The following is a 22,645-nucleotide window of genomic DNA, read 5'->3' as shown; positions in this document are numbered from 1 at the left end:
TTCACAAACCTTAGGTTTTATATATCAAATTGCTTTGTCTGTTTACTGGGTATCCACTTCATTCACTTTCAATACTCTGTCAATTTCATGAATAACAGCATTATTGAATACATTACTGAAATTGTCGTTACTTTCACCCAGGTTAACTCCTGTAAGCATATTGGTTAATTCTGATTCTTCAATTTCGGTATAAATCTCCCCATTCTCATTTTTAAACCGAATCCTGTCAACATCCGGTTCTACATATAACTGTGTATAAACCGTGGAGAATGGAGTTGATTTTTCATCGATTCGGGTTGTTTCGAAATAACCGGCGGCTTTGTTTCCATCGGTAAATATTAATTCTCCCTGAACAAAATGTAGCATCAGGAATTTCTGCAATTCCTCTTTCGACATGGAGCTCACATTTGCTTCTTCAAGCGCTTCATCGCTGGGAATAAATATGGTATAAAATTCATTATCAGATAAAAAGTTGTAGCGGAATTCTTTATTGAGTGAAAGACCGGCCTGGTTTAGCAACGCATGAAATTTGGGGAATGAAGTCTGTATTCGGTTAAAAATACTGGTAACAGAAAAACTAAACCAGTTATTTATTTCCCACACGGTGCCGTTGTCGGCAGTTGTGCTTAATATTTTGGGGAATTCAGCAACTGTTGATGTGCCCTTGTAACCGTTGGTAGTTGGTGCTGTTCCTGACACCTCGCCCGTTACATTATCTACAATTATATAATTACCGGCCAGATTAGGCAAAAATTCCTTTCGGGCTATTCCCCGCGGTTGCTGAGTAGCCACATGGTTCATGAGCAAAATCCGCAAATCGTTTTGTGTGAGAATAAAACGTTGCGCTCCTCCGGGGCTGATCATAAACACAGCAAAACTTTCGTTCACCGGATTGTAAATTAATGAGGAATCGACCCTGCTGTTGGCATCCGATTCTACAAACAACATATAGTCTTTGTTTTGCCTCTTCAGGGCTGGTAACAACCCGGCTTCCTCAATCGCGTACATCACCTTCGAAAACCCCTGTTGCAGGTAAATTGGTCCTGTAACACTGCTGAAAGCGCGCGGTACAATTGCTTTATCAAGGCCAACAAATGTGCTGTTGCTTCCAAATTCTTTTTGAATAACATTTGATTCATCCAGGGTAACCCTATCAAATTCTCCATTGTAAAATCCTTCACTAAAATCGCTCGGATAAACAGGATTAACGGACATATGCGTATTGGCTATAATACTTTTAATATGATCGGGTGCTCCCTCGAGGCTGCCCCATCCTTTTGGAATTCTGATATATTCATCAATAAGTGCATCGAAAGCATCGTTAGTTGGGGCCATTAAGCCATGGTGGTACCTGTAAGTCACATTCTCGGGTAATCCGGTAACGCCCGATGGTGGCCGGGTTCTTTCGTTGGTAAGATTAAAAGTTAATTCCGGAAATGAAAGGTTGAATAATGAATCGACCTGCAACCCCTGATCAGCTCCCGGCTGGTTGAATGTTTCATTTTCGTTGTACGAAAACTGGGGGAAATAATTCACCAAATCGAAAAATTTTGAATAGCCAGCTTCCTCATTATCCTCTTCCAATATTTGGTATGCATTTTTTAGCGGCTCCACAACCTCGTCGATTACATAAACAAAACCATTTTCGGAAAAAATTTCATTGCTTGTAATCTTCCCGTTGCCAAAATACAGGTCATTTGAACCTTCCCATGGTCGGTTAAAATAAAACTCATAATCCTGGGAAGTAAGATCATAAATATCAAGGTATTTTTTGAAAAATACAGGGGCATATTTTCTGGAATCAGTAATAACTCTTCGGTGATGCGATGTGTTAAGGGTATCCAAAATAACGGTACGATCGTCTTCTCCCACCTGGTTCCATCCATACTTCCGGTTATCGTATTTCAGCAATGTCTCGCGTTTAAACCCGCGCGGTTTGTCATTGTTGATGTCGAGCGTGTCAATCCAGCCAAATACATCGAGCGACTGGAGTTGTATTTTCGACCAGGCATTTTGCAGAATATGAAACTTAACCAACTTGTTTAGTTCAGGTAACGGGATATCTTCTACATTACTATAGGCGGATTTTTGTGAAAACCACTTATCAAAGGCCTGGTTCGAGGGGGCAAAAACAGTGTAGCTGCCCGACACATTAATAATAGTATCGTAACCGGTGAGTTCAATACATTTAGCAAATGTAGAAAGTTCGGGTTGTTCCAGAATCTGGGAGTAAACTTTACCAGCCAACCAGTCAGGTCTTTCATACCTGTCAACCTGCATATCGTCACGGCAACTATAAAACAAAAACAACACTACTATTGCAGGTAGTAATAATATTGGTTTTAGTTTGATCATATTATTTTAGTTATTATTTCAGTATTAGTCAAATTCAATCGTCCAAACATATTAAAAAACAGGTTCAGCACATACAATAAAAATAGCCATAAATATAACAAATCATACATTTTTTTCAGATTATTGTACTTTTTACAAATTTGTCAAGTCTGCATGATATTTTTTACTCCTGCTTTACTTTTTTCATCCAGCCCGTTATCGCGGAAATTGGCGGGTGTTACCCCAAACTGTTCACGAAAACACTTAATAAAGTACGACAAATTATTAAAACCTGTCAGGTAACATATTTCTTTAACTGTGTTATTTCGTTGGCTGAGAAGACCATAGGCTTTTTGCAGTTTCAAAATACGCATAAATTCAACGGGAGAATAGCCTGTTAAAGCTTTCAGCCTCCTGTAAAGTTGCGTGGTACTGATATTTAATTCGCCTGCCAGTTTATTCACATTGAATTCAGGGTCGGCAAGGTTTACTTCAAGCGTTTTCTTTACGGTTTGCACAAACTCGTCGTCGCGCGAGGTGCTGTTTTTATCCACTTCAACCATAAAATTCTGTGATTTATATTTTTCGTGAATCAGATCACGGTTTTTTATTAACCGGGCGGTTTGTGAAAGCAGCAGGTTCATATCAAATGGTTTTGTCATATAGGCATCGGCCCCCAGTTCAAATCCTTCAATGATTTGTTCTGAAGCATTTTTTGCCGTTAAAAGCATAATTGGAATATGGCAGGTAGTGGCGTTTTCTTTCATGTTTTTACAAAGCTCCAAGCCATCCATGCGTGGCATAATAATATCTGACACAACAATTGTCGGAGAACTTTTCTGAATAATATCCCACGCTTCCTGCCCGTTAAAAGCCCTAATGCATTCATATTTTCGTGAAAAAATACTGACCAGAAAATCACCCAGTTCCTCGTTATCTTCCACAATTAATACCTGTTGCTTCCCTTCGCTGCCGGGGTTTTCAACCTGGTCATCTTCCCAGGTAAATGAATCCACCAGAAAAGGCTGCAAACTCTCAACTCGCTCCACATCAGCATTATTCAATCCTGAATCAGAAAAAGCAAGGCAGACGTGAAATGCAACTCCTTTGCCCGGAATAGATTCAACCTCCAGGGTTCCATTGTGCATTTCAACCAGCGACTTTGCAAATGACAACCCAATTCCCGCACCCTCTGCATTCTCATCAATTTTATAAAAACGGTCAAAAATTTTATTCCTGTCTTCCTCTTTAATTTCATTTCCTTCGTTAAAAACGGTTATGCAAACCTGCCGCGGAGCAGTATCCGGAAGAGGGTCTGTAAACCGCATTGAAACGGTTATGGAACCATTGTCGGGCGTATGTTTATAGGCATTGGAAATTAAATTGTACAGAACCTCCTCAATTTTCTGAACATCAACAGAAAGAATTACCGATTCGGCAGGGACTTTCAGGTACAGTTTAATGTTCCGGTTGGCTTTGTGGCCTTTAAAATTTAATACTACATCTTTAATAACCCGGACAATATCCGTTTTTTGAGGATGGATCTTCAGTTTGCCTGCATCTAATTTTCTGAAATCAATGATTTGATTTATCAACCGTTGTAAATAAATGGAATTCCGGTTTATCAGCTGCAAATGATTTTTCCAGTGTTTTTCTACTGTAAGGTTATTCATTAAATCTTCAACCGGCGCAATAACTAAACTTAAAGGAGTCCTTAGTTCGTGTGCAATGTTGGTTAAAAACATCATTTTGTTCTCGTTGGTTTCAATGGTCAATTTATCAATCTTTTTCTGATAGAGCAACCGCTGCCTGTTAACCAAGAAATAAACCACAACCAATGCTAAAAAGGCACCTGCAATATTTACTCCTCCCCAAAAGTACCAGGTTTTGTACCAGGGCGGTATAATTTCAATTCCCAATGTTTTTATATTGCCCGACCTGATTCTGTCAGGACTAACCGCTCTGACTTTCAATTCATAATTGCCGGGAGGAACATTTGAAAAATCAATATATTCTGAACCGAAAGGAACAGTTTGCCATTGCTCGTGATAATTTTCGAGCATATAAATAACACTGTTGTTTTTGGGGTATTGAAAATGAAGTGCCGCAACCCCGACCCCAAATGAGTTCATTTTATACGGAAGCGAAATATTTTCACTGAAATTCAATGACTTGTTTAAAACCTGGTTTTTATGAATTGTATCGCCCACTTCAACGATACGGTGATTTATTTTCAGCTTAGTAAATCTGATCCTCGGTTTAACAGGATTTATTTTTATATCACCCGGATAAAAACATGTAAAACCATTATCTCCTCCAAAAAATAGTTGTCCGTCGGGTGTTTTGTAATAAGAATTCACCATAAATATATCACCCTGAACCCCATCTGCAGAACTATAAACAGTGACCCCCGGCTCTTGGTCGAAACGATTATAACAAGCTAACCCGGCAGCAGTACTTATCCAAAGATTGCCGTCACTATCGGAAAGTATTCCAAGTACATCGTTTGACGGAAGTCCGTCTTTGGTTGTAATATGGTCAAAAGTTCCGGTTTTGGGATCGAAAATATTAATGCCTCCTCCCTGCGTGGCAATCCATAATTTGCCGTCATTGTTCTCAAAAAAACAATTTATTTCGTTGCTATTTAAGAAATCGGGGCTCGGCTCCGTTGCGACAAATTGTTCAAATTTTAATACCGGTTTTGCCCGCCCCGATAAATCAATATTTTCGTAACTGCTTTTTACTTTACAGAACCCGTTTGTTGTGCCAATCCACAACCTGTTCTCACTGTCTTTGAAAATTTCAAGGATTACATTCCCCGGCAGAGATTCCGGATCACCTGCAGTGCTCATATAAGAATAATTCAATCCTTCGGGGTTCCGCCCGGGATCAGGAAGTAGTATTAAACCGTTATTATGGCTTCCAACCCAAATATTATTATTTTCATCAATATACAACTTGCGAATTTCATAATCGATTTCCGGTTTTCCGCTGAACGGCTCGAGCGACCATCCTGATTCCTTTTTCAACAGCCGGTACAACCCAAAATCAGTTCCCAGCCAAAACAGGGAATCCGATTGTTTTTTAATATCCCAAATTCCGTCATGCAAAATGCCGGGGATATCATCTTCCACAAGTGACAGCTGCTTAAACTCAGGTTGAACGGAAGAAATTTCATCCCTTTGCAGAATATTCAAACCACCTGACCGGCAACCAATTAACACCTCTTTTTCAGTACTGTTAAAACACATTACAATGTTTGAGTTGAGTGTGGCATTTTCTGCAGAATTCCGCCTGAACGTGTAAAATTCTTTCTGAAACAAATTGAAAATACTTATCCCCTGCCCCTGGTGCCCTACCCACAAGTTGCCCGAAAAATCCTCGTAAAGCGAATGGATTTCATTATCCAAAAGACTGCCCGGAACATTGAGATTCGACTCATAACTTCCTGTAAGTCCTGTATGTAAATCGAGGTATAAAAGTTTGGGCTCCAGCATGGAGCAATATATTTTATTATCGGATGCATATAATATTTTGTGCACATTTTTGCCGTTAAAAAACGTGGGCCCTTCAAAACTGTTATTTCTCAACGAATAAGATAGCATTCCGCGGGTAGTGGCAACATACAGGTCGTTTTCCGCAGGTACATATTCAACTGAATTAACCCATCCGTCAAGCTGGGCAGTTTCAGTTATTTCAATGGTGGGATTATCTGCACTACCAGAAATATTTCCCAAGAACAGGAGAGTGGGAGAAGTCAAATTATTACTCACTAAAACCAACCTATCCCGAAAAGCGGTGGAAAAATGAAAATAATAGTCTTCACTTTCGCCCGGACCAATTATTGTTGCTTTTTGCAAAGCATAATCCGAATCATTGATTCTATTAAGCGGCAATAGATATATTCCTCGTACAGTATGTACAATAAGATGTTTTTGGGTTTCTGACAGGTGCAAAATATTTACACCGGTACCGGAAACATCTGAAAAACTGACATTATGGAATGATTCCTTTTTCTTATTGTACCAACACAGGTTTTGCGAGGTTGCAATCCACAAATTATCATATGAATCCACAAAAAGTTCTTTTACTTTTTTATCGGGCAAGCTGGTTGAATCACCAAGCTCGGGCCTGAAAAGTTCATAAGTCAGCCCATCGTATTTTATTAAACCCGACCAGGTTGCAAACCACATATTCCCTGTGCTGTCCTGCACAATGGAGTTAATCTCACCGTCCGGAAGTCCGTCTTCAGATCGAAGGTACCTGAAATCTTCACCAAACGAATTGAGGGTAAAAACGAGAATAACAAGTAGTACAGAAATAAAACTTTTCATGCATACAAACATAAAAAATCATTCAATCACACAACATATTATACAACATTCCCTTCATTGATGGATCTCAACACAACCAATTTAACGGGTTCATTACCAGCTTTAATATGAATTACAAAAACAGCCCCAGCTGTAATAAATAATTATATTTGCACGAATTTTAACAGAGATAAAATGGAGGATGCAGGTAAAAAGTGTTTCGTTTGTGAAAAGGTTTATCCTGCCGGCGAAACATCGGTGAATAAAACAGTAATGCTGCCTGTTTGCAAAAATTGCATTGGGACAGCAGAAGAAAAGCAGAAAGAAGAAGAATATCTTGACAGTCTTGCTGACGGGTTGGTTTGCGGCTGTATATAAAAAAACCGCGGTTTCCCGCGGTTTAATCACTCTTCTTATTCACTATAAACTGCTATTTAATTTAAAAGGTGAGTATATTCATCGTTAATCAGGTCGGGAAGAAAATTGGCAATTAGCCCAAGTGCTTTTTCGTCATCCATTTCTTTATTGGGCGAAATAACTGCCTGTCTTTTCAGTTGCTCTTTATTTAATACAACGCTGTTTATTTGCTTTGGAACGTTACTCCAGGAATTTCTTACCTTTTTTGCGCCAAACCCATTTGAAGTAACGGCGTAGCACACTTCAAAAAAATCGTTGCGAACCATGTATTCAACTCCATCCAGCGTTTTATGTTTCAACACAGTAACGGGCTTTTCACTGGAATTGTAGGTGAGCGTCCACACTTTTTCAACTTTCTTGCCAAGGTTTAAATCGTCAACCGCCTCAATTTCGTAATCTTTAAAATCTGAGCGAAAACCGGTGGCGTTTACCGATGCTGTTAATACCAAAAAACAAACAACAAAAACTGATAATAATTTAACGTTTTTCATGACTTCTAAAATTTAATGTTTACAATTGTTTTACTGTTTTCAATCTCATTTGTATTTACAAGACGGATGAATTACAAAGACGTTACAAGAAATTATTCTGCTTTATAACATATTGATGTTCATCGAATTTACTTGACAATTAAGATTTAATTTCTTATTTAGTACAATTATAAATAAATGAAATTATAAATAGTAAATCAGTTATATTTTATCCGAAAATCATGCGTTTTACTTCAATATAATTTAAAAGCGACAATACTAATTTTGAATCAAGATGAAGTTTCCTCAGTTAATTGTACATCGTTACGCAGTAAGAGATTTTGAAAGCACACCGGTTGAAAAACATAAACTGGAAAAAATTTTGGAAGCGGCGCGGCTGGCTCCTTCTGCAGTTAACTTCCAGCCCTGGCATTTTATTGTGGTCCAGGCTCCCGAGAACCTGGAAAAAATGTTTGCTTTTTACCAGCGTGCCTGGATAAGGAAAGCCCCTGTAATTATCCTGGCTTGTGCTGACCATTCCCAATCGTGGAAAAGAGGTTCGGATGGTAAAGATTATGCGGATGTGGATGTAGCCATTGCCGTTGATCACATGGCGCTACAGGCTGCCGAGCTGGGACTGGGTACAACCTGGGTTTGTAATTTTAATGCGCAGAAATGTGCTGAAACATTAAGGTTACCCCTGCACATTGAACCCCTGGTGATGCTGCCACTGGGTTACCCCGCCGGTGATAAAATTCCTGAAAAAAACCGAAAACCTGTAGAAGAAATCATTCACTGGGAAAAGTTTTAACACCTAAGGGTTTGTTGCGGAATAAGTTGGACAGAGCAGGCGATGTTATTTTGTGCGATAACGAGACAAAAAACGCAGGTATAGCCATAGCTACGACGAGGCTTTTTAACGAAGTTAGCGTGCAAAAGAACAAGCCTGAATGATAAAGTTATTTCGTGACAAACCCTAAACAAGCTAAAAAAACGAAATAAATATCACATTCGCGTTTATTGAGGGACATAAAATGACACCAGCTAATTTTGCTCCGTTGATTTCAGAAGAAGTCCCAAAATAAATTTCGGGTAACTGAAAACCAATTGAAAAACAAATTATTTTTAACTTTGAGAAAAAAAATATGAATATTCAAGCAGAGAAAATAGAGATAATGAAAATGATTTTGGAGACAAACAATCCAAACATTTTAAAATCAGTAAAAAATATTTTTAAAGAAAGCACAAAAACGGACTTCTGGGAGACCATTTCTCAAGAGCAAAAGGATGACATACTTGAGGGAATCGAAGATATTGAAAACGGAGAGGTTATAGATTACAAAGATTTTATGAAAAAACACAGATAATGAGAAAAATAGTTCTTTCAAAAAGAGCATCCAATCGACTTGACAAACTGCTTGAATACCTGGAACAAGAATGGTCTCTTAATGTGAAAGATGATTTCATCAAAAAACTTGACAAATCCTTTAATCAAATTCAAAAATTCCCAGAGTCTTGCCCTAAAACTGATTACGTAAAAGGACTTCACATGCTTGTTGTAACAAAGCAAACATCACTATTTTATCGATTCGATTCGAAAACAATTAAAGTTGTAACGATCTTTGATAATCGAATGAATCCTGCCAAATTGAAAAAAGAATTAAAATAAACCATGCTTTTGTATATCACATGGTGTCAGCAGCGGGATTAGTAACCAGATTTTATCCGCCTGCAAAATATTTGGCAATGCGCAAGGCCTGACTACTGTATCCTCCTCCAAACAAATAGTAATGGTTTAACACATGGTAGATCTGGTATAGCGGATTTCGATCTTCCCATTCAGGAGGCAAAGAGTTCACCTCGTTGTAAGCGCTGTAAAACTGCTGCGAAAAGCCACCAAACATGGTCATAATTCCCATTTCCATTTCGCGATCGGCGTAGTAGGAAGCCGGATCGATGAGCACCGGTCCTTTACTGCAAACCATGTAATTTCCGCCCCACAAATCGCCGTGAATCAAAACAGGTTTCGATTCTGCCGGTACCAAATCCGGAATTTTATTCAGCAAACGGTTGTAAACTTTCATTTCAGAAGTGGGTAAGGAACGATCTTTTTGAATCAAACCAAGCAAATACCCCAGCCGGTTATCGCGGAAAAAGTCAGGCCAGCTTGTTTTCCATGAATTGTCCTGCGGTGTAGATCCGCAATAATTATCGTTGTAAAAACCGTACTTATCATTTTCAAACTGGTGAATGGTGGCCAACCCACGACCGAGTATTTCATCGGTGTTGGCCCCGAAACCTCCGGGAGAAAGGTATTCCAGCACAAGGAAACCGGGCGTGTTGTCCACCTCTTTTACGGCAAAAACCCCGGGGACCTCAATTTTCCCATTCGCTGCTTTTTTTAGTTCACTGAGACTCTCAGCTTCGCGCAAAAACATGTCGGCCTTGCAACGGGCATTCCATTTCAGAAAAAAAGTTCCTGCAGTGGTTTCAATTTTCGAAGCGTTGTTGATGCAACCACCTCCCAAATTGCCGGATTTTTCAATTTTCACTTCTTTATCAAATTTATCAGAAAGCGACTTTTCTACTTCTTCTAAAACTGATTTGCTGGTGTTTCCAAATAGCATAGTGTAATTTCTTTTCCCTGAAAATAAAAAAATCCCGGCAAAAACCGGGATTTCACGTTAATAATTCAAACATATTTTTCAGGAAAACTACTCTACCGTAAACACATAACTGCTGGCTGCGGTCCGAATTTTTCCGTCGGCAGTTTCAGAAATTCCCTCAATTGAATTTCCGGCAACATCAACGTCGCTTTCTTTTATAACTGAATTTTCATCAACACCGGGCAAATCAACCACTGCACTTGAATTTTGCGCCACGCCGTTGGTCTGAAATTTTCTACTGCAAAAGCGATTCAGCGCGGTCAATTCCAAAAGGGTTTTGCTGAAATTTGCATTGCAACTCTCCCACAACATCCGGAGAGTCGGCTTTCTGACAAGACATTAAGAAAACAGATGCCCCTGCCAAAAACAATCCGGTTAATAATTTTACTGGCTTCATAATTTATTTTGAATTAGTTAATTGTCTTTATTGAACCCCTTCAGGGTTCTGGTTTTACCCGTTTACATGGACCGTAGGTTACACCTACGGCTATTATTGTTGAACCCGCCGCTGGCGGGTTCTGTACTAATATCATCCTATTGCTATAAAAATAATCAACTTTGTTTAATTCATTAAATTTCAAATTAAAAACCGATTGTTTTCTGCTTAACAATCCTGAAAGGATTGAACAACAATAGCCGTAAATGAAATTTACGGTTAGCATGAAACATATCTCCTGCAACCCTGAAAGGGTTGAATTTACAATAAATATTTCTCATCAAACTCAATCCCGTGTTCATTTAATAATTCAATATACTCTTCTCTAAAAGATTTTGTATGGTGGTGTTCCCTTTGTTTTTCGATGTAATTTATCAAAATATCTTTTTGCTGAATATGATAAGTAAAAGCTCCGTAACCTTCCTGCCACGAAATAAAGTTTGGAAACAATTTCTCCTGTTTCAGCCAGGTGGAAGATGAAACTTTTATATCTTTTATCAAAGATGCAACAGAGACCGTTGGATGAACATGAGTAAGAATGTGTAAATGATTTTCTGTACCGTTTATCTGGTACAGCTTACATTTTTTATTTTTCAGAATTCCCCATATATATCGGTAGAGCTTTTCGGAGTTCTCAAGTCTCATTGTTCTTTCGGCATTCTTTGTTGAAAAAACAAACTGATACAAAATTTGAGTAAAGGTTGCCATATCGTTCAAGTTGTTGAACCCGCTTGCTGGCGGGTTCAGGTTTGTTGTTACTTTATTTCCACAGGTTGCACCTACTGTTATTGTTATTGAACCCCTTCAGGGTTCTGATTTATTATTGCTTTTCACCCGTAGGTTGTACCTACGGCTATTATTGTTGAACCCGCCGCTGGCGGGTTCTGGTCCATTCCCACTTTTTTCCGCAGGTTGCATCTGCGATTTTTAGTGCTACCCACTTTCAGTAGTAAGTTATGATGTTTTACCCATAAATTTTACTGGCAGCAATTGGTACCGACAGCTATAGAAAATCTGGTATTAATGCAATTCGTTTTCGTTAAAAATTTCACAAACTTATTTTAAATCAATTCATTCCAATTTAATCATTTATATTCTGCATTCCAACAATCCTGAAAGGATAGAACAAAAGTAGCCGTAAATGAAATTTACGGTAAGTCGGGAACTTGTTCCCGACAACCCTGAAAGGGTTGAATTTACTGCAAACGCAAAATTCATCAGTTTTCAACCTTGCTTTTTTTACCCAACCAGAAAAAAGCGCTGATAAACCAGGTAAAGGCGCCAATTAACATCAACATATTCTGAGTGGTGTGACTGACATTTCCATGAAAAAACAGAATCGGGGGTACAATTGTGAGCAGTAATCCTGCCAGGGATATCATTTGCAATATACGTTTCATAAGGCCATTTTTTTCTGATAAAATTTACTGAATAACGGGAACAATACTATGGATAGAATCCATGCCGGGAGCGGCAGAAAATACAGCTCTACCCCCACAAACATGTTCATAATGAGTGCTACAATGAGCAATAAAAACCACGTAATGCCGGCAGCCCAGTTGAAATTGATACCCTGCCGTTCGGCATAATAATTTTTCAAACCCAACTTATCCATCAGGTAAAAATCGGCAAAAATAACACCGCCCATCGGAATCAATACCAATCCATACAATGCCACAAAATCCATCAGTTTCATCACCAGCGCAGGAAATAGGGCCGCAACCGTGGTTATGAGTCCGGCAAACAGTGTTACTTTCCACCGTTTCCAGTTGGGTGATGCTACCTGCAAGGCCAGTCCGGCGCGGTAAAGCGTGGGGTTGGCGGTCGTCCAGCCAGCAATAATCACACACAATGCCCCGGCAATTCCAATGGCCTGGAAAGCCACTTCGCCGGGTGCGTCGCTGGTGGCAGCTGCGTATAAGATTCCGGAAGAAATCCAGGCCACATAATGTCCCAGGAACATACCCACTGCCGATGCAAAACCGTATTGCCATTTCTTGGCGTACCGCATAATCGAAAGGTCGCTCATTCCAAGGTGCATGGCAGCATTGGCAAACCAGGTAAAAAATATAACATGCCAGATGGTAAACTGCGATTGCCCCGGAAGCGCTTTGCCAGTCCAGATTTTTTCGCCGGCTACATCCCAAAAGTTGCTCAAATCGGTTTGAATTCCCAGCTTCGACAATGAAGCGATGGCAGCAGCGAGGAAGATAAAAAACATCCAGGGAGCGGCTACTTTGGCAAAACGTGCCAGTTTTTCAAACCCGAGAATGGCAAATGAAGTAATGATTGTTCCTACTGCAAATACGGTTATAACCCATCCCAAACTCGAGGGATACAAATCATTTAACGCTGGCATTTCCACATTAAACGGAATTCCGACAGCAGTAGCCGAAACAGCAACCATGGCGCCTGCCAGAAAACAAAACATAAGCGCATTTACAATATTGTAGATAAACACAAGAATGGGCCCGCAAATCTTTTTTAGTTGCCAGTAGAGCGACAACCGCGCTTTAACTGCAATGGGGGTGGTAATTAAAGCCCAGCTCAGCACAGCGAGTACATTCCCTATTAATCCGCCCACAAACATATCGGTTACCGAAACGCCATGTGCCACAAAAAGCATCCCGATTACAAACTCGGTACCTGCCACGTGCTCACCCGCAAAATTCCCAAGGAAATTGCCAATACCCTGCAATGCATTTTTCGAAACCGGCTCGCGGTCAAATTCATACAGGGCATCCAGCTTTTTAGAAATGGTTCGTACTTTCATTTTTTTGATTTAGATTTTCTATTTTACCGGCTAATTTAGGGAATATATTTAAAAAGGATTATCCTGTGGTGTCTGGATTAATTAAGAAAATTGCAACTAATTCTACTTTGACAGATTGTAGGAGAAACCGATTTTTCTTATTTTTTACCCCGGCCCCAAGTGGAGAAATAAGAAAAATCTATTTGATTCCCCTTGGGGTTTAGGGTAAAACGAATAGATTTTTCGACTTTAGGAAAAAGTGTCAAAGTAGAATTAATCAGTTCAAATTTATGTTGATTGTTGGAAATATAAAAAAACAGCCCCAGCTTTTACAGGCTGTGTGAAAAATGGGGATTTTTGCACCGTGGCTTCAGCCCGGTGTATCGAAAGCACAAAAATTTGTTGCGGCTTTAGCCTTTAAAAGACTGTATATTAATGGCTAAAGCCAACTTTAATTTATCATGGAATCGCCGGGTTAAAACCCGGCGCAAAAATCTCAATCCTCTTCCGGCTCATAATAATACCCCAACCTGAAGGTCGGGGCTGTTTTTGTTGCTTCTTCAAACCATCACCAGGAAAACATAAACCAACTGATTAGTTACAGAAATTAATTTCTTTTCCCAAATGGAAAAACTATATTTGCTATTTATTATGCTAATAAGCCAATTGTGGAAGACCTCGATCTATGGAAAAATATTAAGGACGGCAATAAAGGAGCACTCAAAAAATTACACTCTAAGTACTTTTATCAGATGTGCCTTTATACAATTAAATCGACCGAAGGGAACACCGCGTTGGCCGAAGAGTTGGTATCCGACTGTTTCATAAAATTGTGGGAGCAGCGCAACAAAATTGAAATAAAAAACTCGGTTGAACATTATCTTTTTTTAATGTTGCACAACGTCATTGTGGATCATTTCAGAAAAAAAAGAATTCTTACCGAACCACTACTCGAAAAAGATTTTATTGCCCCGGCAAATGAAAAGGAGTTCGACGATCAAAAGCAGTATGCACGGTTATACAAAGCGGTTAAAAAGTTACCTTCCCAATGCCAAAAAGTGCTCGAACTGGCTGTTTATGAATCGTTATCTTATAATGAAATAGCAGAAAAACTGCATATTTCGCGCAACACGGTAAAAACCCAAATGGGCCGTGCCTACAAACAGTTACGTGAAATGCTCGATCCGAAGGATTTTAATTTCTTTCTCCTCATCAAAAAGAAGAATTCACATTGACGCTCAAGAAATCATCTGTAAATCTTTACCCAACACCAGAAATCTCAACCATTCTCTATGGATCCCCACAAATCACAATAAATCTCCATCAACCTCCACCTAATCACCATAAATCCCTACTAATCCCCACTAATCACTATCAACCTCCAATTAGCTACAATTCACCAACCCAATAACCCACTACAAATCAACCCCATACAACCCCCTCTCAAACTTTTCACAAAAAAATCCTCCATTCCTGTCACCCCGTTCTGTTTCAATTTACGTCTTATTAAATACAACCGTAAATCAACTAAATGTAACTTGATAACCGGTTGTTCATAGAATAGATTTAGTTTGGTTAGAAGAACGACTGAAAATTTCGGTCGTTCTTTACCGACGGTAACAACAATTGAATGAAAGAGACAAAACAAGATAAAATCTGGGAACTAACCGCTTCAAGAGTACATCACGAAGGGGACAAAAACGAAACCGGCGAGCTGGAACAACTCCTGCAACAATCCGAAAATCAAAAAATAATAGACGATTCCCGGAAAATACAAAGCGATTTGCAAAGCACTGCACCGCTGTATAAAACTTCCGAACCCCGATCGTGGCTTAATATTTCCGATTATTTCAGAAAAAAGAAAATCAGATTTTTCCTTTCTGTGTCCAAATACGCCGCAATCATAGTTCTGGCGCTTATATCGGGAATCTTAATCAACCACTACCGGAATACACCCGTAGCACGACCGTTAACTTATTCTGAAGTAAAAGTGCCGTTGGGACAAATGGCTGAGATGACATTAAGTGACGGCACGCATGTTTGGCTCAACTCGGGTACTACGCTCCGGTACGCTGATAATTTCGGCAATGAAGCGCGCGAGGTAAAATTGGATGGCGAAGCTTTCTTCAAAGTAAAAAAAGACGAAATTCCCTTTAAAGTAGAATTAAAAGGAAGTGAGATTGAAGTACTTGGGACTTCTTTTGCCGCCATTTCCTACCGGGAAGATAATTTCAGCAAAGTAACACTGGTGGAAGGTTCAGTGAAAGTGAACAAAACTACTGGTGAAGAAATTACACGCTTAACGCCGAGGGACCAAATCCATATTCCTGAATCCCCGAAAGAGTATTTTGTAAAAAAGGTAGATACCCGGTTTTACGAAAGCTGGACCGAAGGAAAAATTGAATTCGACGATGAAAAACTGAGCGATGTAGCCCGTCGGTTGGAACGCTGGTACAATGTTGAAATTCATTTTGAGCAGGAAGAAATTGGCGAATTGCGCTTTTCAGGTACAATACTAAAGAACAAACCATTCAATCAAATTACCAGGGCATTTTGCCTGTTATTGCCTGTTGAAGTAAATTACCAAAACAACATAGAAAATAAAGATGTAATAATAATCTCAAAAAAGTAAGTGCCTATGGACAAATAGCCTGAAACCTAAACTGGAAGTGAAACAAGTTTAATTTAAATAGCGTATATTATATTTTTAAACGGATTCACTTTTCGAAAATTCAAAAAGAAAAACGGCAGATATGCCCCACATATCCACCGTTTCGATTAAAACAAAGTTTAAAGTGTAATAATCATTAAAAACATGTAAATTTATGAAAAAACTATCAAACCGGATTGGGATATCCCGATCATTGAGAAAATTTTTGTTAATTATGAAACTAACGTTAACAATTCTCCTGTTCTCCCTCGCAAGCGTTACCGCTTCCACCTATTCCCAAAACACGCGGCTAGACATCAACTTCGAGAACGGGAACATTACCGAACTCTTCCACGAGATTCAAAACAAAAGCGAATTCTTCTTTTTCTACCGGAACAATGATCTTCGGGAGTTAAACAACGTTACCGTAAATGCCCAGGATGCAACGGTAATGGAAATACTTGATGAAGTCCTAACTGGTAAAAACATTGGTTATGAAATAGTGGATCGCTACATTGTAGTACGCCCTGCCAATGATACCTTTGGCGAGGAGATACTGGCATCAGCCCGGGAAACAAACAGTGCACAACAAGGAGAAGTTTCCGGAACTGTAACCGATGGTTCCGGACAACCTTTGCCGGGAGTTACCGTTGTGGTAAAAGGCACTACACAGGGCACAGTTACCAATGCCAATGGGGAATATTCCCTAACTAATGTTCCGGAAGAAGCTATCTTGCAATTTTCGTTTGTAGGAATGCAGACTCAAGAAATTACTGTTGGAAATCAGACAATTGTGAATGCAACCATGCTAGAAGATACCATCGGCATCGAAGAAGTAGTAGCAATTGGCTATGGCTCGGTAAAAAAGAGTGACTTAACAGGCTCAGTAACGAGTGTTAATGAAGAAAGACTGCTGGATAAACCAGCCTTCAACATGGCTCAGGCAATTTCTGGAAAAGTAGCCGGGGTAAAAATAATAGAAAGAAGCGGTCAACCTGGTGGAAATCCGATGATACGTGTTAGGGGCACTAATTCCATCAACTCAAGTAACTCACCTCTTGTAGTTGTTGATGGTGTAGTTGGAGTAGCCAATGCACTTACTCTATTAAATCCTAATGAAATAGCATCAATAGAGGTATTAAAAGATGCATCAGCTACAGCCATATATGGAGCCCGTGGAGCAAACGGGGTGATTCTGGTTACAACTAAAAGAGGTTATGTAGGAGATGTTCAGGTTGAATACGATGGATATGTCTCTCATGGTGTTTTACAAAATAACCTGGAGAGTCTTAACTCTGAACAATTTATGTATGTTTATCAACAAGCATGGATGAATGTTACCAAATACACTCGCGGAGGAACACCTAACTGGCCTTTAGCCACTGATGCTAATATTTTGCCAGCAGACAGAGTTAATTCGCAAAACACCTATTCTGAATATCCTCACCTTTTCGAACAAGTTTCACCGGGAGGTTACTCAGTTCCATTAGTTGGAAGAGATGGTAATTATTACAAACCAAGATTTGATACTGATTGGGAGGGAGCTATTTTTACACCATCAACGTCCACAAACCATCAAGTAAACATTCGTGGAGGTAGTGAAAAAGTGCAATTAGGTGCATTCCTGAATTACTCTCTTGAAAATGGTTTGCTTTTAAACTCTGACCTTGAACGTTTTGCTGCAAGAATGACAGGTGACATTGAAGTAGCAAAATGGCTGGATATTAAAACTCAAATTTCAGTCAATAGAAGTAAACAACAATCAAACGATGTTTCCTATTTTTCGGGCGGTATAGGCCGTGGTGTTATTGAAGCTTTCCCAATTATTCCTCTTGAATTTCCAAACAATGAAGAAATTTACGGACAATATGCCGATAGGTTTGGTAGAAACTTGCACTTCCCTGTTGGAGAAATTGATCACCAGTCACCCTGGCAGGTAAGTAAAACCGTTGAAAGGTTTACGAATCGTTCTCAATTTACCGGAAACCTTGAATTAATTTTTAAAATTACTCCGGATCTTACTTTCCGAACTAATTTTGCAGCCGATGACAACTCATATAAATTCAATTATTATGGGGGTATTGATGTTACAAGAGGGGATCATGGCAGAGCAGATATTGATGCATCAAAATCAATTTACTGGCAAAATGAAAATTATTTTAATTATAATAAAACAGCTGGAGACCATAATATTGATGGACTGTTGGGACTTTCCTGGTCGCGTTACCAGTGGGAGAATCTGAATACCTGGAACAATCAATTTTTTGATGACTTCTACAAATGGCACAATATAGGTGTTGGTACGGCTAACCGGCCAGCCCCATCCAGTAGTGACGGTCAAAATTCCTTAAATTCTTATTTTGCTCGCCTTAACTATAATTACATGAGCAAATATTTATTAACATTTACAGGCCGTGTAGATGGTTCTTCAAAATTTGGAGCAAATTCAAAATATGGATTTTTCCCATCTGGTTCTGTTGCATGGAGGGTATCAGAAGAAAGCTTTGCTCAAGATATTCCTTCACTTTCAAACCTTAAGCTTCGTTTAAGTATAGGTCAAACTGGTAACCAGGAGATTGGTAGCTATGTTACCCAGGCTTTCATTGGGTCAACAAATGTGGCTTTGGGCGGAGCTGTTCACCCGGGTCTGTTTCCAAGTTCAATGGCAAGTCCTAATCTCCAGTGGGAAACAACAACCCAATATAATGGAGGTTTAGATATTGGATTAATTGATAACCGTGTTGCTGTTTCGGTTGATTATTATTATAAGTTAACCTCTGATATGTTGCTTTCTGTGCCTTTGCCCACTTCAACAACCACGGGAAGCGTAAGAGACAACTACGGCGAAATTGAAAACAAGGGTTTTGAAGTTATGCTTAATACGCATAATATAAAAACAAACCAGTTTAACTGGTTCACCGACATTGCCTGGAGTGCTAATCGGAACAAGATTTTAACGCTAGGACCTACAGGAGAGGATATCCTTCGTAACTATTGGGTTGGCGGAGCCAACACCGTATTACGGGAAGGCGAATCAGTAGCTACATTCTGGGGCTTAAACAGGCTTGGAACCTATAGTACACAAGAAGCTTCATTGGCTGCCCGTTACGGATTTCAACCAGGCGACGTTAAATATGAGGATACCAATAATGATGGCTCTATCAATGCATCGGATGGTTATCTGTTAGGAAACGCATTTCCAAAATGGGATATGGATTTTAATAACAGATTTGAATACCGAAATTTTGATTTTAGCCTTGACATTAGAGTTTCTTACGGAGCAAAAATTCAAAAAAGAATGAATCACTCCGGAGAAGACAGGCAAACAATGGGAAATAGTTTAGCCACAGTACTTGATGCCTGGAGACCAGATCATCAGAATACCGAAATAGGTCAGGTTAGACCAGGTATGGGAGGTGTTTACTATCAGACATATCCTGATACCCATTGGATTCAGGATGCATCATTTGTTAGAGGAGAGGGCGCAACCCTTGGATATAACTTTTCCAGAAGTGTTGTTGACAGAATTGGAATAGACAGGCTAAGAATGTATCTAACAGCCAAAAACTTCTTTGTTTTAACTGAATACGATGGCTACGATCCTGAAGGTAATGACAGCGGAAACATGGATTCGGTTACTCCTCATATGGACTTTTATCAATATCCACGCCCCACAACCTTTACCTTTGGAGTTAATGTAAGATTTTAATCATTAAAAATTTAAGAGAGATGAAATATTATAATATATATATATTCCTGTTTTTGGGACTTTTAATAAGTTCTTGCGAGGATTTTTTAAAAGAGGAACCCACAGGTTCACTAACTACAGAATCCGATATTTCCAGCTATGAGGCTGGTGTTGCCTTTGCCACAGGCGCCTACAGAGCTCTTCCGGGCTGGACCAGTGGAACCAGTGAATGGGGTGGAAACCAGGCTGGTGCCCGTGAATATTTTACAGGCAAAGCATATTCACAGTACATGGGAGCAAGACTTTGGAAATTTGAACAAGATGACCAAAGTGGTGAAGAAGATTATTTTACCGGCCCCTGGAACAACTGGTATACGGGAGTCAGGGACTGTAACCTTGCTATAGAAATGATTCCTACAATTGATGGTCTTTCACCAGAAGATCAATCGCATTACCTTGGTGAAGTGCGCACCTTACGGGCATTTTATTATTTCTGTCTTGTTCGCCACTATGGTGATGTAGTTTATAACGTAGCAACCTTAGAGGATGCAAGTGAGGCTGAACAACCACGTGCTTCACTAAAAAAGATCTACGACGAAATTATCGTTCCTGATCTTGAATTTGCCGTAAATGAGAGCAACCTACCTGATGGAAGATCAAGTGATGGTCGTGTAACAAAAGATGTATCTATAGCAATTCTAGCCGATGTTTATCTAACAATGGCAGGTTATCCATACCAGGAAGTGAACACCGATCCAGACAAAGCGTGGTGCGAACAAGGATCGTGGTCTATGACTGAATATCCTGTAAATACTACAAGTGCAAAAGAACTGTTGCAAAAATCTAAAACACAACTGGATGCACTTTACGGAAAATATCCGATTGGAGAATTCAGCGATCTGAACAATCCTGAAATGAACAACAGAGGAGGTGCAATATTCCAGATTCAATACATGGAAGGCGTTCAGAACTTCCCGGTTTATTTCTGGTTGCCCATGAATAGTTATGTTTCATCATATACTGTTGAGACAGGAACCAATATTCCAAGCCCGGCATATCATGAATCGTTTAATCCAGCAGATATCCGCATTCAGGATAGAGTATATTTTTACTACAGTGACACTAAAGCAAAAAAATATGATGTAAACGAGAGCCCTGCTGATAAATTCCCTGTTGCTTTTTTATATAAATATTACGACTATGATGCAGTAAAAGGAACCGCTAATTCAGGATTAAACTGGAATTTATACCGGTATGCTGATATTTTGTTAATGCTGACAGAAGTAAACTGGACGCTCCGTCAATTAGGAGTATCTGTTTCTGATAACGATATTATTAAAGGTATTAACGAAGTGAGGGTAAGAGCTGAATTATCAGAATACCAGGCTGGCGATGTAAACCTAAAGGCTATTATGAGTGAACGTGCCTATGAATTGATATTTGAAAACAAAATGCTATGGGACATGCGGCGCACTCGCAAGGCATTAGTAGATGGGCAAGGTCAGTTTGAAGCTATTGAAAATTTCGTTGGACATCAGCCAACAAATTTCGATCATGAATTTGGTAATAAACACCTCTTGTCTCCAATTTCGGCCACTGAAATTAAAAACAACAGGCAATGTACTCAAAACTTTGGTTGGCAACCTGTACAATCAGGATCATAATCAATAAATGATTTAACTAATTAAAACATTAAAAAGATGAAAAAAATAATATTCTTCTTATCAGCACTCATTTTTATCGCCAGTTGCCAAGAAGAGGAACTGGATATACCAAGAGATGAAAATGGAGATGCAATTTTAACTGAAGTATCATCTGCAACTACAACTGGAATAAGTACTCTTGATGATGAATTTTCGGTTACTGCCTATTTGCCAAATGCAAAATCAGGCGATGTATTGAATGTCGAATGCTTACAATTACAATATCATGAGGCTGGAGGCAACGAACAATTATTACCACTTGCGGGTACGCAAAAAACAGTAAACGTTGGAGGCGATTTAAAAGCAAGTGTTAATTATTCGAGAAGTGAGGCAAATCTGAATGAACCTGGAGATTATGTTACAGTTTCTATGGCAGGTGAAACAGATTATGCATTACAACGAGTAGATATGGTAACTGCAACAGAAACTACCAGACCAATGGTAGAAGGCATTGAGATTGATGTTGCACGTAGCGATGAAACTGCCTATTTCCACGTAACAGTTGAACCAAAAGCAAGTGATTATACTGGAACCTTGGTTGCGCATCGTAAAAACGGAGCTGATGCTTCATGGGAGGAAGTCCCAGGCTCTCCATTTTCAGGAGATCAACCATTTATGGTGCCAATTTCAGGATTTGATTTTGAATCAGGAAAAGATACAATGGATTATAGATTTGTAGCAACGCAATCTGGTTATACAGATGAAATATATGCAAATGTCATTGTACGTGAACCTTATTTCTTCCTGAAGAAGTCTGCTATCCTAAATCTTGGAGATGGTTTAAATCTACTTATAAATGATAAAATTGAAGATGATGATGCAAAAGCAATGCTGGCTCTGAGCGATGAACTTCTCATTACCGGTGGTTCAGCATGGTTAGATGCCGGAAATACAATTGAATTTGTTCCTACTGATTTAGCAATGTATGAACTTAACAATTCAAACGATGCTATTGCTGCATTTGAAGACGGAGAGTCAGTTACAACTGCTGATCCAATTGATGGTGAAGGCATTTACATTTTCAAAGCTGTAACCGGCGCTAATCCTGAAGATATTTATTATGGTATGATCAGTGTTAGTAGCGTGGTACCCAATTCATCGGTAACTTTTGAATACCGTATAGGTAACATGTATGCACACCTTGCTGTAATAGAATAATAATCAAAAATAAAATATAAGCACTGCCTTTTCGGGGCAGTGCTTTTTATTCTCTATT

General features: G+C 39.3%; 17 protein-coding genes. 9 read left to right on the top strand and 8 right to left on the bottom strand.

Features of this window, described 5'->3' with window-relative positions; translation table 11 throughout:
• Nucleotides 1-42: 42 nt before the first annotated feature.
• Entirely contained in the window at nt 43-2,355 is a 2,313-nt protein-coding gene (locus BUC07_RS05530; protein WP_083578114.1) for a fasciclin domain-containing protein, read from the bottom strand.
• Between the two features lie 143 nt (nt 2,356-2,498).
• Nucleotides 2,499-6,668: a hybrid sensor histidine kinase/response regulator transcription factor gene (locus BUC07_RS05525; RefSeq protein WP_073166821.1), complete on the bottom strand. Its 4,170-nt coding sequence runs from the start codon at nt 6,666-6,668 to the stop codon at nt 2,499-2,501.
• A 174-nt stretch (nt 6,669-6,842) separates the two neighbouring features.
• Here BUC07_RS05525 and BUC07_RS05520 point away from each other — a divergent pair, with 174 nt between their 5' ends.
• Nucleotides 6,843-7,025: a hypothetical protein gene (locus BUC07_RS05520; protein ID WP_073166818.1), complete on the top strand. Its 183-nt coding sequence runs from the start codon at nt 6,843-6,845 to the stop codon at nt 7,023-7,025.
• Nucleotides 7,026-7,081: 56 nt separating this feature from the next.
• On the opposite strand, the gene BUC07_RS05515 is transcribed toward BUC07_RS05520, so the two are convergent.
• On the bottom strand, nt 7,082-7,555 hold the full coding sequence (locus BUC07_RS05515; protein ID WP_073166814.1) for a hypothetical protein: 474 nt from the start codon (nt 7,553-7,555) through the stop codon (nt 7,082-7,084).
• A gap of 274 nt (nt 7,556-7,829) precedes the next feature.
• Between BUC07_RS05515 and BUC07_RS05510 the strand changes: the two genes are divergently transcribed.
• From BUC07_RS05510 to BUC07_RS05500, 3 genes are all read left to right on the top strand, one after another.
• On the top strand, nt 7,830-8,345 hold the full coding sequence (locus BUC07_RS05510) for a nitroreductase family protein (protein ID WP_073166811.1): 516 nt from the start codon (nt 7,830-7,832) through the stop codon (nt 8,343-8,345).
• A gap of 334 nt (nt 8,346-8,679) precedes the next feature.
• On the top strand, nt 8,680-8,901 hold the full coding sequence (locus tag BUC07_RS05505; RefSeq protein WP_073166807.1) for a hypothetical protein: 222 nt from the start codon (nt 8,680-8,682) through the stop codon (nt 8,899-8,901).
• Nucleotides 8,901-9,203, top strand: a complete 303-nt coding sequence (locus BUC07_RS05500; RefSeq protein ID WP_073166804.1) for a type II toxin-antitoxin system RelE/ParE family toxin — start codon at nt 8,901-8,903, stop codon at nt 9,201-9,203. The genes BUC07_RS05505 and BUC07_RS05500 overlap by 1 nt, the downstream gene beginning before the upstream one ends.
• A 52-nt stretch (nt 9,204-9,255) precedes the next feature.
• On the opposite strand, the gene BUC07_RS05495 is transcribed toward BUC07_RS05500, so the two are convergent.
• From BUC07_RS05495 to BUC07_RS05475, 5 genes are all read right to left on the bottom strand, one after another.
• The gene (locus BUC07_RS05495) at nt 9,256-10,161 is read right to left on the bottom strand and encodes a fructosamine kinase family protein (protein WP_073166800.1); all 906 of its coding nucleotides are present in this window, start codon (nt 10,159-10,161) and stop codon (nt 9,256-9,258) included.
• 87 nt (nt 10,162-10,248) lie between these two features.
• The gene (locus tag BUC07_RS05490; RefSeq protein ID WP_073166798.1) at nt 10,249-10,512 is read right to left on the bottom strand and encodes a hypothetical protein; all 264 of its coding nucleotides are present in this window, start codon (nt 10,510-10,512) and stop codon (nt 10,249-10,251) included.
• 385 nt (nt 10,513-10,897) lie between these two features.
• Nucleotides 10,898-11,344 carry an IS200/IS605 family transposase gene (gene tnpA / locus BUC07_RS05485; protein ID WP_073166795.1) on the bottom strand — a complete coding sequence of 149 codons (447 nt, stop codon included), beginning with the start codon at nt 11,342-11,344 and terminating at the stop codon, nt 10,898-10,900.
• Between the two features lie 509 nt (nt 11,345-11,853).
• Entirely contained in the window at nt 11,854-12,036 is a 183-nt protein-coding gene (locus tag BUC07_RS05480; RefSeq protein ID WP_073166793.1) for a hypothetical protein, read from the bottom strand.
• Nucleotides 12,033-13,409 carry a purine-cytosine permease family protein gene (locus BUC07_RS05475; protein WP_073166791.1) on the bottom strand — a complete coding sequence of 459 codons (1,377 nt, stop codon included), beginning with the start codon at nt 13,407-13,409 and terminating at the stop codon, nt 12,033-12,035. Before BUC07_RS05475 ends, BUC07_RS05480 begins: the two co-directional genes overlap by 4 nt.
• 647 nt (nt 13,410-14,056) lie before the next feature.
• Between BUC07_RS05475 and BUC07_RS05470 the strand changes: the two genes are divergently transcribed.
• The 5 genes from BUC07_RS05470 (at nt 14,057) to BUC07_RS05450 (ending at nt 22,587) form a co-directional block, all read left to right on the top strand.
• The gene (locus BUC07_RS05470) at nt 14,057-14,623 is read left to right on the top strand and encodes an RNA polymerase sigma factor (protein WP_073166787.1); all 567 of its coding nucleotides are present in this window, start codon (nt 14,057-14,059) and stop codon (nt 14,621-14,623) included.
• A gap of 395 nt (nt 14,624-15,018) precedes the next feature.
• Entirely contained in the window at nt 15,019-16,020 is a 1,002-nt protein-coding gene (locus BUC07_RS05465) for a FecR family protein (RefSeq protein ID WP_073166784.1), read from the top strand.
• A 193-nt stretch (nt 16,021-16,213) separates the two neighbouring features.
• Nucleotides 16,214-19,747 (top strand): TonB-dependent receptor, encoded by a 3,534-nt coding sequence (locus tag BUC07_RS05460; RefSeq protein ID WP_083578111.1) that lies wholly within the window; start codon nt 16,214-16,216, stop codon nt 19,745-19,747.
• Nucleotides 19,748-19,767: 20 nt separating this feature from the next.
• Nucleotides 19,768-21,390, top strand: coding sequence for a RagB/SusD family nutrient uptake outer membrane protein (locus tag BUC07_RS05455; protein WP_073166780.1), 1,623 nt, complete (start codon nt 19,768-19,770; stop codon nt 21,388-21,390).
• Between the two features lie 36 nt (nt 21,391-21,426).
• The gene (locus BUC07_RS05450; RefSeq protein ID WP_073166776.1) at nt 21,427-22,587 is read left to right on the top strand and encodes a hypothetical protein; all 1,161 of its coding nucleotides are present in this window, start codon (nt 21,427-21,429) and stop codon (nt 22,585-22,587) included.
• The last annotated feature ends 58 nt before the right edge of the window (nt 22,588-22,645 follow it).

Origin of the sequence: Tangfeifania diversioriginum, from assembly GCF_900141875.1 — a bacterium.
Taxonomy (GTDB): domain Bacteria; phylum Bacteroidota; class Bacteroidia; order Bacteroidales; family Prolixibacteraceae; genus Tangfeifania; species Tangfeifania diversioriginum.
The sequence above is the reverse complement of the archived record's forward strand: the minus strand, read 5'-3'. Positions and strand labels throughout refer to the sequence as shown.

Excerpts from the sequence above, each read along its gene's own strand:
- BUC07_RS05505 (WP_073166807.1), top strand. The coding sequence starts at position 8,680 with ATGAATATTCAAGCAGAGAAAATAGAGATAATGAAAATGATTTTGGAG.
- BUC07_RS05530 (WP_083578114.1), bottom strand. The coding sequence starts at position 2,355 with ATGATCAAACTAAAACCAATATTATTACTACCTGCAATAGTAGTGTTG.
- BUC07_RS05460 (WP_083578111.1), top strand. The coding sequence starts at position 16,214 with ATGAAAAAACTATCAAACCGGATTGGGATATCCCGATCATTGAGAAAA.
- BUC07_RS05515 (WP_073166814.1), bottom strand. The coding sequence starts at position 7,555 with ATGAAAAACGTTAAATTATTATCAGTTTTTGTTGTTTGTTTTTTGGTA.
- BUC07_RS05490 (WP_073166798.1), bottom strand. The coding sequence starts at position 10,512 with ATGTTGTGGGAGAGTTGCAATGCAAATTTCAGCAAAACCCTTTTGGAA.
- tnpA (WP_073166795.1), bottom strand. The coding sequence starts at position 11,344 with ATGGCAACCTTTACTCAAATTTTGTATCAGTTTGTTTTTTCAACAAAG.
- BUC07_RS05500 (WP_073166804.1), top strand. The coding sequence starts at position 8,901 with ATGAGAAAAATAGTTCTTTCAAAAAGAGCATCCAATCGACTTGACAAA.
- BUC07_RS05475 (WP_073166791.1), bottom strand. The coding sequence starts at position 13,409 with ATGAAAGTACGAACCATTTCTAAAAAGCTGGATGCCCTGTATGAATTT.
- BUC07_RS05455 (WP_073166780.1), top strand. The coding sequence starts at position 19,768 with ATGAAATATTATAATATATATATATTCCTGTTTTTGGGACTTTTAATA.
- BUC07_RS05520 (WP_073166818.1), top strand. The coding sequence starts at position 6,843 with ATGGAGGATGCAGGTAAAAAGTGTTTCGTTTGTGAAAAGGTTTATCCT.
- BUC07_RS05465 (WP_073166784.1), top strand. The coding sequence starts at position 15,019 with ATGAAAGAGACAAAACAAGATAAAATCTGGGAACTAACCGCTTCAAGA.
- BUC07_RS05495 (WP_073166800.1), bottom strand. The coding sequence starts at position 10,161 with ATGCTATTTGGAAACACCAGCAAATCAGTTTTAGAAGAAGTAGAAAAG.
- BUC07_RS05510 (WP_073166811.1), top strand. The coding sequence starts at position 7,830 with ATGAAGTTTCCTCAGTTAATTGTACATCGTTACGCAGTAAGAGATTTT.
- BUC07_RS05450 (WP_073166776.1), top strand. The coding sequence starts at position 21,427 with ATGAAAAAAATAATATTCTTCTTATCAGCACTCATTTTTATCGCCAGT.
- BUC07_RS05480 (WP_073166793.1), bottom strand. The coding sequence starts at position 12,036 with ATGAAACGTATATTGCAAATGATATCCCTGGCAGGATTACTGCTCACA.
- BUC07_RS05525 (WP_073166821.1), bottom strand. The coding sequence starts at position 6,668 with ATGAAAAGTTTTATTTCTGTACTACTTGTTATTCTCGTTTTTACCCTC.